Below are 12,439 nucleotides of genomic sequence, written 5' to 3'. Positions count from 1 at the left end.
GAGCAATTGAAGCGATTCAAGGAAGCGCTGAAATGCTCTAGCGCGTAACATCGCCCCTGCTCGGTCGCGGCAACCTGTTGTTCAAGCCATCCGACACCCGGATCGATCTCGAACTGCTCAAGATCCAGCCGCTCAAAAACGGCGGCATCATCTTGACTTATGGCGTGGGCGCGCCAGGCAAGGAGAAGGAATGACCCGCAAGCTCATCTATTCCCTGCAGATGTCTCTCGACGGCTATATCGAGGACGCCTCCGGCAGCATCGATTTTACGCACCCCGAGCCCGAGCTGCACACCTATCTCAACGATCTCGAAACGACCATCGATACCCACATCTATGGTCGCCGCCTCTATGAGACGATGAACGACTTCTGGCCGACCGCGGCCGAAGAGCCAAACGCCGAACCGGAAATTATCGAGTACGCGCGGATCTGGAACGGGCTCGACAAGCTGGTGTTCTCCAACACGCTTAAAACTGTCGGCCCCCGCACCCGGCTTGCCACCGCCGATGTCGAAACCGAGCTTGCGGCCCTAAAGGCCAAGCCTGGCAAGGATATCAGCGTCGGCGGCGCAACACTGGCTGCCCAGTTCATCGCCCGCGACCTGGTGGATGAATATTGGGTCATCGTCTATCCGGTCCTCTTGGGCGGGGGAAAACCGATGTTTTCGGCGATGGACCGCCGCATCGACCTCGAACTCTACGACACCCGCACTTTCCCCGCTGGCGCCACTGTTCTCCTCTATCGCCGCCGGACCGATAACCGCGCATGAAAAAAGGGCCGGAAAACCGGCCCTTTCGATACCTGACCCGCCGTAGCGGCTAGTTCCGGCTCTTGTCTACAAGTGCACCGGCCTTGATCCACCGGGAGGTTGCCAGAAAGGGTGCATCCCATCCTTTCGGTTCGGCAACCGACCCAAAGAAAAGCCCTGGATCGCCGCAAACGCCGTAGCGACTAGTTCCGGCTCTTGTCCACAAGCGCACCGGCCTTGATCCAGGGCATCATGTCGCGCAGCTTGGTGCCGACTTCCTCGATCTGGTGCGCGTCGTTATTGCGACGGATGCCCTTGAAGCGTGCGGCGCCCGATTTGTGCTCCTGCATCCACTCGGACGTGAACTTGCCCGACTGGATGTCGGCCAGAACGCGCTTCATCTCGGCCTTGGTTTCGCTCGTTATGATACGCGGGCCGGTGACGTATTCGCCCCATTCGGCCGTGTTGGAAATCGAATAATTCATGTTGGCGATGCCGCCCTGGTAGATCAGGTCGACGATCAGCTTCACTTCGTGCAGGCACTCGAAATAGGCCATTTCCGGCGCATAGCCCGCTTCCACCAGCGTCTCGAACCCGGCGCGGATCAATTCGACCAAGCCGCCGCACAGCACGGCCTGCTCGCCGAACAGATCGGTCTCGCACTCTTCCTTGAAGGTGGTTTCGATGATGCCCGAACGTCCGCCGCCAACGCCGGATGCATAAGCCAGCCCCAGATCGTGCGCATTGCCGGTCGCATCGTGATGGATGGCGATAAGGCACGGCACCCCGCCGCCCTTCTCGTATTCGCCGCGCACCGTATGGCCGGGGCCCTTGGGCGCGATCATCAGGACGTCGACGGTGTCCTTGGGCTCGATCAGCCCGAAATGCACGTTCAGGCCATGCGCGAAAGCCAGGGCCGCGCCGTCGCGGATATTGGGAGCGATATCGTCGCGATAGATGTCGGCCTGCAATTCGTCGGGGGTGGCCATCATCATCATGTCGGCCCACGCGGCGGCTTCGGCCACGCTCATCACCTTGAGCCCGTCTGCTTCCACCTTCTTGGCGGTCGACGAGCCGGGACGCAGCCCCACGGCGATATCGGTGATACCCGAATCCTTGAGGTTGAGCGCATGGGCCCGCCCCTGGCTGCCATAGCCGATGATGGCGACCTTCTTGGATTTCAAAAGATTGATATCGGCATCCCGATCGTAATAAACGCGCATTGGTCTCTCCCTATGTCGCTTGTCGTTGTTGATGATCTACGCCCCGTAGAGCGCAAAGAACTGTTCGCGGGCCCGGCGCGCCTGCCCCACAATTTTCTCTTCGCTCGGCCGCCTTTGCTCGCCGAGCAGCATGCGGATCTGGGTGTCCCTGACCACCAGACCGAAAAATGTCCGAAACGCCTGGTCGACGTCGTCGAAATCGAGCAACCCGGCCGCCTTGCCCGCCTCGAGCAGAGGCTCGCAGCGTCGCGCCATGCCGATGGGTCCGTTGTCGAGAACAATCGCCCCCAGGTTTCGCTTTTCCTGTCCCGCGTGGGAAACCGCAAGACGGTTCAGCGCCACCGAAATATCGCCGGTCAGAACCGTCAGCCAATCGCGCCCGAACTTCTCGAGCGCTATGCCCAGGGTGCGCTTGTCCAGAGTTTCCCTGTCCACCGGCACGACGCGCACTTTGGAAGCCTGCCACTGCACGGTGGCGGTCAAAAGCCCGTCCCGATCACCGAACCACTTATAGAGCGTTTCCTTAGAGCAACTCGCCCGGCGGGCCACGCCGGTCATGGTCAGCCCATCGCCGCCATCGACCAAAAGGCCCAGCGCCGCATCCAGAACATCCTTCTGGCGCGCGGTGAGCGTATCGTCGCTTATGGTCAGGGTCGGCGGGGTCAAGCGTGACTCGCTCTCTGTTATCGATTATCGTAGCCGGAACGTCTCGCCCCCAATGAGCAGAACGGCTCCTCCGAGCGAGGCGTACCGTACGGTACGGTTCGGCAGTTTTCAAGAGCGATTTTGCCTTTTTGCCGACCACAGTTTCGGCCAATCTCCCCTTCAGGGTGCAACCGGACCAAAGGCAAGGATTTCTTCGCATGTTTCGTCAATTCGTTCCCGCCATCGCCCTGGCTTTACCTCTGCTCGGCGTCGCGCCGTCATTGGCTCAGCAAGCCGAAGGCATGACCTCGGCCCCGATGATCGGGGCGTCCCTGACCGAAAAGTTCTGGGTCCAGTCCGAAGAGGATGCCGGTCTGCCCGGCTCCATGGTCCTGTTTCTCTCCGAAGGCACAATGCTTCAGGATTCGTGCTGGGAAACCTATCGCCTCTCCAACTGGCAGATGACCGGCGAGGAATCGCTGAGCTGGGAAGAAGATACAATGACCATCGAGGCCGACATCGTCGAACTCAATGAAGCCGAACTGATCCTGTCCCTGCATCTTGTGGGGGGCGAAGTGGTCGAAAAGCGCTACACCGCCTCCCCCGTCCCCTTCGTCTGCCCGGACATGCCGCGCTAGAGCGTTTCCAGAATAAGTGGATACCACTTATTCGGTTCGGAAACGCGCCAAATCAGGGACTTAGAGCAATTGAAGCGATTCGAAGAAGAGCGGAAATGCTCTAAAGCGCGTCCAGCAAAAGCATGTCCTCGGCACGATCGGGGATGGAAACGGTTTTGCGGTTCGGACGCGCGACGAAACCAGGACTTAGATCAAACCCGCGATTCGAATAAAGGCGGATCTGATCTAGTTGGAGAAATCACAGATATACTGCGGCTCTCCGTCGAAGGTGCCGTAAACCGCGCTCGCCCCCACCAGATTGTCTGGATCGGCCTGCATGGTGGCGTCGGATTGCGCGGCGAGCGGGGCCATCGCGGCATCGAGACCCTGCTGCCCGGGCGCAAACACCACGCCGATGGAACTGTAGCCATTATCGATCCCGGCGATCACCGAGATCGCTGCAACCTCCTGGCCCATCCATATGCCTTCGACCGGCACCCGCAATTCCCGATGGTCCTCGCGAACGGCAATCTGGGCTTCGGAAAAATACCCGCCGGCATCGGCGGGCACGATGATCGTGCCGTCGGCAACCAGTTGCTCCCAGAACACCCCCAGATCGCTTGAGATCTCGCAGCCCTGTTCCAGCCCCGCCAGAAATGTATCCATCTGGTAGCGCGGCGGTGTATCCGGCCCCAACCCCACCACCGAGAGCGTGGACAGGGCCGTCCCCATCAGAAAATCGCCCGTTGTCTCCAACCAGTCGAGCATTGCACTTCCTTTGCGCCCAATCCTGCTCTGGATTTAGGCAGCGAGCATGGCCAAATGGCGGCAACAAAAAAAGGGCCGCCCTGTGGACGGCCCTCGCCAACTCTGAGGTTGACCAGCTTATTCGGCAGCGATGGCCTCGACCTTGCCGTCGCGAGCTGCCTTGGTGGCAAGGGTCCACCAGGCGAGGTTATCGAACAAATCGTTCAGGCTCGGCCCGACGGCCGGCTCGATGGCTTCCATCGGCTCGTTCTTGCCGCCGCCCCAGACCGTGAAGAATTCCGAGCCGCCGATATGGACGCCGTGACGCACGGGCACCATCTGAAGCTCGACATTCATCAGCCGAAGCTGCTCGATGGCGCGGGCGGCCCCGACCGAACCGTAGCCCACATAGGCTGCGGGCTTTTTGATCCATTCCACATAAGCCTGATCAAGCGCGTTCTTGAGCGCAGCGGTGATCGAGCGATTGTATTCGGCAACGAGGAAAATGTAGCCGTCATACTCGCCGACCTTCTTCTGCCAGGCGATCGCCTTGGGGTCGGCGCTGGGCGCCCACATGTTGGAGGCCACTTCGTCAAAGAAGGGCAGATCGAAATCGCGCAGGTCGACGAGTTCAACGTCGAATTCGTCGCGCTCCTTTGCCTTGGCCAGCAGCCACTGGGCCGGTTTGTCTGCAAAGCGCGATGCGCGGGTCGAAGAAATGATGATTGCGATTTTCGGCTTGGACATGATGTTTCCCTACACCTGGTTACGAACAGTAAGTAGGGCTGCATATGTGACTTTTAGCGTCGCGCTCAAGTAGGCACACGCCTGTTCGCTAGGCGTACGGACCTGCCTAAAGATCAATGGCGTGAAATTTAAGCCGCTGAAATTAAAAACTAATTTCCGGATATCGACCAAAAATCCACAACTGTTCGGCATTGCCGAACAAACAAGCAACGGTCCTGAAACGACAAAAAGGCTGACCTGTTCCAATCCCCGCGCCCGCCACCTCCCACGAATCGCGAGGGCCTTGTAATTGATCCTAACGCCCCAGAACGCCGATATACTTCCGCACCGCTTCGGCAAACCCGAAGATGAGCGCATCGGCGGTGATCCCGTGCCCGATGGACACCTCGTCCACGAACGGAACCGTGCTCCGGAAAGCCGGCAGATTGGCCAGTGTCAGGTCGTGTCCGGCGTTGATTCCCAGCCCCAGCGCATGCGCCGCGTGTGCCGTTTCGGCCAGATCGGCCAGCGCGGAAACCGCGGCCTCGCTGTTGTCGTAGCATGCCCCGTACGGGCCGGTATAAAGCTCCACCCGGTCGGCGCCCGCCGCCTTGGCTGCTTCGAGCGCCTCGCCGCTCGCATCGGGGTCGCAAAACATCGCGATCCGGCGCCCCGGCGCGGCAAGCTCGGCCACCACCTCGGCCAGCAGCGCCTTGTGAGCGATGAAATCCCAGCCATGATCCGAGGTCGCCTGTTCGGGCGCGTCGGGAACCAGTGTCACCTGATGGGGATTGGCTGCGGCTATCAGTTCGAGAAAGTCCGGGGTGGGGTAACCTTCGATATTGAATTCGGCGTGCGGATAGTCGGTCCGCAACAGATTGACCAGATCAAACACATCGGAGCGCCTGATGTGGCGTTCGTCGGGGCGCGGATGCACGGTCACCCCCACGGCCCCCGCATCGAGCACGATGCGCGCCATCCCCGTAACGCTCGGCCAGGGCAGGTCCCGGCGATTGCGCAATTGCGCCACTGCATTGAGATTGACGGAAAGCTTGGTCATGGCGGCAGTCTGAAAAAACAAGGGCCGTACGAAATGTACGGCCCTCGTCTATCGCGAATTGAACTTTGCGCAAACCTCGACTTTCGGATTTACATTCCTTCCGGCCCGCGCGTGATCGCAATCAGCCCGGTACGCACCACTTCCACCAGCCCCAGCGGCGTCATCAGCGTGATGAACTGATCGATCTTGCCCGGCTTGCCGGTAATCTCGAACACAAAGCTTTCGGTCGAGGCATCCACGACCTGTGCCCGGAAGGCATCGGCCAGCCTCAAGGTTTCGACCCGGTTCTCTCCTTTGCCGGCCACCTTGAGCAGCGCCAGCTCGCGTTCGAGCGCCCCGCCTTCTTCCGTCAGGTCATGCACCTTGTGCACCGGCACGAGCCGTTCGAGCTGCAACTTGATCTGCGACAGCACCTTGGGCGTGGCGACCGTCACGATGGTAATGCGCGAGCGGTGCTTGTCATGCTCGGTCTCGCTGACGGTCAGCGAGTCGATATTGTATCCCCGCGCCGAAAACAGCCCCACGACCCGGGCGAGAACCCCCGGCTCGTTGTCCACGAGCACTGTCAGCGTATGGCGCTCGGCCGCCTGGGTTTCGGTGGTCAGGAAGTAAGCCGACCCTGTGGGTTTCAGATGTGCGTTCATGATCGTTTCCTTTCCCGCCCTAGACCAGAGCCCGGCCTTTTTCATCGATGATTGAACCGATATTGGCCGTGTCGGACAGAATGATCTCGTTATGCGCCTTGCCCGACGGAATCATCGGCAGGCAGTTTTCATCCTTTTCGACGATCACGTCGAACAGCACCGGCCCGTCGTAGTCGAGCATTTCGGCAATCGCCGCGTCCAGCTCCGCCGGCGTGTCGCAACGCACGCCCTTGGCGCCATAGGCTTCGGCCAGCTTGACGAAATCGGGCAGCGATTCCGAATAGGAATGCGCGTAGCGCGACCCGTGCAAAAGATCCTGCCACTGGCGAACCATGCCCATGCGCTCATTGTTGAGAATGAAGATCTTGACCGGCAGCCGGTACTGAACCGCCGTCGATATCTCCTGCATGGTCATCTGAACGCTCGCCTCGCCGGCAATGTCGATCACCAGCGCGTCGGGGTGCGCCACCTGAACGCCCACTGCGGCGGGCAGTCCATACCCCATGGTTCCGAGCCCCCCCGACGTCATCCAGCGGTTGGGCTTGTCGAAATGGAAATGCTGCGCCGCCCACATCTGGTGCTGGCCGACCTCGGTGGTGATGAACACCTCCTTGTCCTGGCGCCGGCTCGCTTCGTACAGGCGCTGGATGGCGTATTGCGGCTTGATAGTGGTTTCGGAGTTCTCATAGCCCAGCGAATTGACCGCCCGCCATTTTTCGATCTGCGCCCACCACGGCGCAATCGCCTCGCTGCGCGGCTGATTGGTCTTGCTGCGATAGATGCGGATCATCTCCGCGAGCACCCGCGCGCAATCGCCAATGATCGGGATATCGACATTGATCACCTTGTTGATCGATGAGGGGTCGATATCGACATGAATCTTGCGGCTGCCCGGAGAGAACGCGTCGATACGCCCGGTGATGCGGTCATCGAAGCGTGCCCCGATATTGATCATCACGTCGCATTCATGCATCGCCAAATTGGCTTCATAGGTGCCGTGCATGCCCAGCATGCCCAGCCATTGCGGGTTCGACGCCGGGAACGCGCCAAGCCCCATCAATGTCGATGTCACCGGAAACCCTGTCAGTTCAGCCAACTCGCGCAAGTGCTCGGACGCTTCCGGCCCCGCATTGATGACCCCGCCCCCGGTGTAGAAAACCGGACGCTCGGCACGCAGCATCAGATCGACGGCAGCTTCGATTGCGCCCAGGTCGCCATCCATCTGTGGCCTGTAGCTCTGGTGACGGAGCTTTTCGACATCGGGCGTGTAATACTCGCCCAGCGCGAACTGGACGTCCTTGGGAATATCGATCACAACCGGTCCGGGCCGCCCGGTCGTCGCGATCAGAAACGCCTCGTGCAGGACGCGCGGCAGGTCCTCGACATTCTTGACCAGATAATTGTGCTTGGTGCAGCTGCGGGTGATGCCGACGGTATCGCACTCCTGAAAACCGTCGGTCCCGATCAGATTGGTCGGGACCTGGGCGGTGATGCAGACAACCGGGATGGAATCCATCAGCGCGTCGGTCAGCCCGGTCACCGCGTTCGTCGCCCCCGGCCCCGAGGTCACCAGGACGACACCGCACTTGCCGGTCGATCTCGCATAGCCTTCCGCCATATGGGTCGCGCCCTGCTCGTGCCGCACGAGGATGTGCTCGATCTTGTCCTGCTGGAACATAGCATCGTAGATCGGCAGGGCTGCCCCGCCGGGATAGCCGAAAATATGCTCCACCCCATTGTCGGTCAGCGCCCTGATCACCATTTCCGCGCCGGTCATCTGTTCGGCCATTTCAGCCACTCCCTGCTTGCTCAATTCAATCCCGCCGCGGCCGGATTCAGATAATAAAAAAGGCCCCCTGAGGGACCTGTGTTCGGCGCACCGCAATTCGCACGAGGGTTATGCCCTCATGTTGCGATGCGCCTGCCTACTACAAGAATAAGTGCCGTCTGCACGTCAATTCTCCAAAATTTCGGCGCTATAGGTACTGCCCGGTACGGCGCCGGTCAAGCCAAAAAGCTTGGCCACGGAATCAAAAAAGGCCCGTGCAGGGAAAGCACGAGCCCTTTTTCATGCGCTGCGAGCCGATTAGCTGCTCGGGCAAGCGTCCTTGTAAAGCGTTCCGTCCGAAGCGCGGTAGTAGCACTGGTTCGGCTCGCCGGCCACCTGGCCAACAAGCGCACCGGCAACACCGCCGACAACACCGCCGACAACGGCACCCTGCACGCTACCGGTGGTCACGCCACCGATGACAGCACCGGCGCCAGCGCCGATGGCCGCTGTTTCCTGGGTACGGGTACAGGCCGAAATGGCCAGAAGAGAAGTAAGGGCAACGCCAATAATAAATGCTTTTTTCATTTCCAAGCCTCCTGCGACTTTAACTCTAGAGTTCCCTCGCCCTTAAATGCGGTTAGCCGCTTTTGGTTCCGCGAGCGGGGCCCTTGGCCATACAATTTTCAACATGAAGCGAAACTGAATGCCGTCGACAATTTCTTAACTTTCTCCATTTTGTGAACTTTTTCAAGTGGTTTGGCACGCCTCGCCACCGCTCCTGTTCCGCGTGGGACGAGAATCCCTCCCCAACCAACGCCGCTGACAAGAACCCGATTCGCGTGTATCGGGTTCTGTTCACCCATCGCCATCAAGCGCTGGGAGCGGCTTGGGAAGGCCAGAACAATGAATGCGACCGACACGACGCGGACCGCGCCCGGCTGGGCGGCGGAGCTGCGCGCCACTTTTCTGCTCGCCTGGCCACTCGTCGTGGCGCAGGTGGCTCAGAATGCGCTGTTTACCACCGACGTCATTATGATGGGCTGGCTCGGACCGGAATATCTGGCCGCCGGTACGCTGGCCACGTCCTTTTTCACGCCCTTCCTGTTGCTCGGCGGCGGCATCGTGTCCGCCGTCGCCCCGCTTGCCGCCCAGGCGCTGGGCGCGCGCCAGATCAAGAACGTTCGCCGCACCGCGCGCCAGGGTTTCTGGGTCGCCATCCTGGTCGCGACGCTCCTGTTCCCGCTCATCTGGCAGATCGAACATATCCTGCTCGCCGCCGGGCAGGAGCCCGAACTGGCCCGCATGGCTGCGCAATACATGCACATTGCGGTTCTCGTGCTCTATCCCGGGCTTGGGCTTTTCGCCATCCGCTCTTTCCTGTCGGCCCTCGGTTCGACCCAGATCATCCTTTATGTGACAATTGCCGGCGTCATCGTGAACGCTGGCGTCAACTACGCCCTGATTTTCGGCAATTTCGGCTTCCCGCGCCTCGAATTGCAAGGCGCCGCCATCGCGACCGTGCTGACCAACCTCTTGATGTTCGGCCTGTTGCTCGCCTACACCCTCACCCACCGCAAATATCGCCGCTTCCATATCCTGGTTCGGTTCTGGAAGCCGGACTGGCTGCGGTTTCGGGAAATCTTCAGGATCGGCACGCCGATCGGGCTGACCCTGATGGCCGAAGTGGGCATGTTCGCAGTCGCCGCCATCTTCATGGGCTGGCACGGCACCGACGCGCTGGCCGCCCACGCCGTGGCCCTGCAATGCGCTTCATTCGCCTTCATGGTGCCGCTCGGCCTTTCAATGGCTGCCACCGTGCGCGTCGGGCTTGCCTTCGGCGCCGGCAGCGACCGGGGCATTGCCCAGTCCGGCTGGGTGGCTATGATTATCGGCACGGGGTTCATGGTCATCACCTGCGTGCTGTTTCTCACCATGCCGCAGGTCTTCACCCGCCTCTTCCTCGATCCCGCTGACCCCGGCAACCTCGCCGCCCTCGCCATGGCGACGACCTTCCTTGGCGTTGCCGGCCTGTTCCAGATCGTCGACGGCGCGCAGGTCGTGGCCGTTCATGTCCTGCGCGGATTGAACGACACCAAAATCCCAATGTTCATCGCCCTGTTCGGCTATTGGGGGGTCGGCATGCCGGTTGCCTGGTTCCTGGGTTCGCCCGACCGCCTGGCCGGTATCGGCATCTGGCTCGGCCTCGCCGCCGGCCTGGCGTTCTGCGCAGTCGTCCTCACCGCCCGCTTCGCCCTCCGCGACAGGCTCGGGCTCATCGATCGGCGGCGGATGGTGGCGGTGGCCTAAACCACCACGGCCTGCTCTTCCATCTCAGCATCCCCGAACACCCGCAGATACCGCGCAATCTCGGCCGGATCGCCCACCGCCTTGGCCGGATTGTCCGAAAGTTTCACCGCCGGGCGTCCATTGGCGCTCGACACCTTGATGACCAGCGAGATCGGCTTGAGTTGCGGCGTGTGCATGGGCGCCGTCCCGGCAAAATCATTGGTGAGGTTCGTCCCCCAGCCAAAGCTCATCCGCACCTTGCCGTTAAAATGCCTGTAGGCCGCGTCGATGGTTTCGATATCGAGCCCGTCCGAAAAGATCAGCAGCTTTTCCTTGGGATCGCGCCCATGGGCCCTCCACCATTCGATAATCTTTTCCCCGCCCTCGATGGCCGGCGCGCTGTCGGGCCGGAACCCGGTCCAGTCGGCCACCCAGTCGGGAGCGTTTTCGAGGAATGACGCCGTCCCGAACGCATCGGGCAAAACGATCAGCAGATTGCCGCCATAATAACTCTGCCAGTCCTTGAGCACCCCATAGGGCGCCTTTTTCAGCGCTTCATCGCCACTGGCCAGTGCGGCCGCCACCATGGGCAGCTCATGGGCATTGGTCCCCAGCGCCTCAAGATCGGTGTCCATGGCCAAAAGCACGTTCGAGGTCCCCGTCAGCGCTTCTCCCAGCCCTTCCTTCAGCGCTTCCACGCACCAGCGTTGCCACAGGAACGAATGCCGCCGCCGCGTCCCGAAATCGGAAATTTTCAAGTCGGGCAATTTCTTGAGCCGCTCGACCTTCTCCCAGGTCTTGGCCTTGGCCCTCGCGTAAAGGACATCGAGCGCGAACCGCCCCATCCCTCGCATGGCCCGCCGCGAGCGCAGTTCGTTGATGATCGCCAGCGCCGGAATTTCCCACATGGCCGTCTCGACCCATTTGCCGGGAAAATTGAGGACGAACTGTCCGTCGCGCTCGCTGAGTTCATAATCGGGCAACTGGAAATGCTCCAGCCAGGCCAGGAACTGCGGCGAAAAGATCTGCTTGGTGCCGTAAAAACTGTTACCGGCCAGCCAGATCATTTCCTTTTTCGTGAACCGCAGCGTGCGCGCATGGTCGAGCTGTTCGCGCAACTCGTCGATATCGACCTCGTCGGCCAGCCGCACACTCGTCGTGCGGTTGGTCAGCGAGAACGTCGCATCCACGTCCCGATACAACCCCCAGATCATCTGCAGCATCAAAAGCTTGTAGAAATCGGTATCGAGCAGCGAGCGGATGATCGGGTCGAGCTTGAACGTATGGTTGAAAACCCGCCGCGCGATATCGGTCTTGGACGACGAGCTCAAATCACGTCCACCCCTTCTGCCTTCATTTTCCCGATCACCGTCTCGATCGAGCCCATCAGATCGATTCCCCGGCACGCCTCGAGCAGCACTCGCGCCGAAAACCCCTGCCCCACGGCGTCCAGTGCCGAATAGGCAACGCAGAAATCGGTGGCCAGCCCCACAAAGGTAAGATCATCCAGCCCCCGCTCGCGCAGATACCCCGTCAGCCCGGTTGGCGTCGTGTGATCGTTCTCGAAAAACGCCGAATAGGAATCGATCGGCGTCCTGAACCCTTTGCGGATGATCAGCTCGGCCGGCATCAGGTTCAGCTCGGGGTGGAAATCGGCCCCATGGCTGCCCTGGATACAATGATCGGGCCACAGCCGCTGGCTGCCATAAGCCATGTCGATATCATCGAACGGCGCCTTGCCCGGATGCCGGGAGGCAAAACTCGAATGGTTCGCCGTGTGCCAGTCCTGCGTCAGGATCACATGGTCGAACTGCCCCATGAGCTGGTTGATGACCGGCACAACCTGGTCGCCCTCATCCACCGCCAGCGCGCCGCCTGGGCAGAAATCGTTCTGCACATCGATCACGATCAGAGCTTTTGTGGCCATGGGCGCCTCCCCAAATCAAAGTCCCGCGCACTACTGCAAGCCATG

The 12,439-nt window shown here is 60.8% G+C and carries 13 protein-coding genes; 3 read left to right on the top strand and 10 right to left on the bottom strand.

What is annotated here, in order from left to right; all coding sequences use genetic code 11:
- Positions 1–190: 190 nt before the first annotated feature.
- Positions 191–769, top strand: a complete 579-nt coding sequence (locus ACP148_RS05255) for a dihydrofolate reductase family protein (RefSeq protein ID WP_421951561.1) — start codon at positions 191–193, stop codon at positions 767–769.
- A 182-nt stretch (positions 770–951) separates the two neighbouring features.
- Here ACP148_RS05255 and ilvC read toward each other — a convergent pair whose 3' ends face one another.
- Together ilvC and ACP148_RS05245 are read right to left on the bottom strand one after the other, a co-directional pair.
- The gene (ilvC, locus tag ACP148_RS05250) at positions 952–1,971 is read right to left on the bottom strand and encodes a ketol-acid reductoisomerase (protein ID WP_421951560.1); all 1,020 of its coding nucleotides are present in this window, start codon (positions 1,969–1,971) and stop codon (positions 952–954) included.
- Between the two features lie 36 nt (positions 1,972–2,007).
- On the bottom strand, positions 2,008–2,637 hold the full coding sequence (locus ACP148_RS05245) for a TetR/AcrR family transcriptional regulator C-terminal domain-containing protein (protein WP_421951559.1): 630 nt from the start codon (positions 2,635–2,637) through the stop codon (positions 2,008–2,010).
- A gap of 197 nt (positions 2,638–2,834) precedes the next feature.
- Between ACP148_RS05245 and ACP148_RS05240 the strand changes: the two genes are divergently transcribed.
- A complete protein-coding gene (locus ACP148_RS05240) occupies positions 2,835–3,254 on the top strand; it encodes a hypothetical protein (RefSeq protein WP_421951558.1) in 420 nt (139 codons plus the stop codon).
- Between the two features lie 225 nt (positions 3,255–3,479).
- Here the strand turns inward: ACP148_RS05240 and ACP148_RS05235 are convergent, their stop codons facing one another.
- From ACP148_RS05235 to ACP148_RS05210, 6 genes are all read right to left on the bottom strand, one after another.
- Positions 3,480–4,001 (bottom strand): hypothetical protein, encoded by a 522-nt coding sequence (locus ACP148_RS05235; RefSeq protein WP_421951557.1) that lies wholly within the window; start codon positions 3,999–4,001, stop codon positions 3,480–3,482.
- A gap of 117 nt (positions 4,002–4,118) precedes the next feature.
- Complete coding sequence (locus tag ACP148_RS05230; RefSeq protein ID WP_421951556.1) at positions 4,119–4,727, bottom strand: NADPH-dependent FMN reductase; 609 nt, start codon at positions 4,725–4,727, stop codon at positions 4,119–4,121.
- 295 nt (positions 4,728–5,022) lie between these two features.
- On the bottom strand, positions 5,023–5,766 hold the full coding sequence (locus ACP148_RS05225) for a pyridoxine 5'-phosphate synthase (RefSeq protein WP_421951555.1): 744 nt from the start codon (positions 5,764–5,766) through the stop codon (positions 5,023–5,025).
- 89 nt (positions 5,767–5,855) lie between these two features.
- Entirely contained in the window at positions 5,856–6,410 is a 555-nt protein-coding gene (gene ilvN, locus ACP148_RS05220; protein WP_421951554.1) for an acetolactate synthase small subunit, read from the bottom strand.
- Positions 6,411–6,429: 19 nt separating this feature from the next.
- Positions 6,430–8,199 carry an acetolactate synthase 3 large subunit gene (locus ACP148_RS05215; RefSeq protein ID WP_421951553.1) on the bottom strand — a complete coding sequence of 590 codons (1,770 nt, stop codon included), beginning with the start codon at positions 8,197–8,199 and terminating at the stop codon, positions 6,430–6,432.
- A 297-nt stretch (positions 8,200–8,496) separates the two neighbouring features.
- A complete protein-coding gene (locus ACP148_RS05210; protein ID WP_421951552.1) occupies positions 8,497–8,766 on the bottom strand; it encodes a YMGG-like glycine zipper-containing protein in 270 nt (89 codons plus the stop codon).
- A 318-nt stretch (positions 8,767–9,084) separates the two neighbouring features.
- On the opposite strand from ACP148_RS05210, the gene ACP148_RS05205 reads away from it, so the two are divergent.
- Entirely contained in the window at positions 9,085–10,488 is a 1,404-nt protein-coding gene (locus tag ACP148_RS05205; RefSeq protein WP_421951551.1) for an MATE family efflux transporter, read from the top strand.
- Here ACP148_RS05205 and pncB read toward each other — a convergent pair.
- Together pncB and pncA are read right to left on the bottom strand one after the other, a co-directional pair.
- Positions 10,485–11,798, bottom strand: a complete 1,314-nt coding sequence (pncB, locus tag ACP148_RS05200; RefSeq protein ID WP_421951550.1) for a nicotinate phosphoribosyltransferase — start codon at positions 11,796–11,798, stop codon at positions 10,485–10,487. The two genes, ACP148_RS05205 and pncB, sit on opposite strands and share 4 nt — an antisense overlap.
- Complete coding sequence (gene pncA / locus ACP148_RS05195; RefSeq protein ID WP_421951549.1) at positions 11,795–12,394, bottom strand: bifunctional nicotinamidase/pyrazinamidase; 600 nt, start codon at positions 12,392–12,394, stop codon at positions 11,795–11,797. The genes pncB and pncA overlap by 4 nt, the downstream gene beginning before the upstream one ends.
- Positions 12,395–12,439: the final 45 nt, after the last annotated feature.

It is taken from the genome of Pelagibacterium sp. (genome assembly GCF_965249125.1).
Classification (GTDB): Bacteria; Pseudomonadota; Alphaproteobacteria; order Rhizobiales; family Devosiaceae; genus Pelagibacterium.
This window is presented reverse-complemented; position numbering and strand designations above follow the sequence as displayed.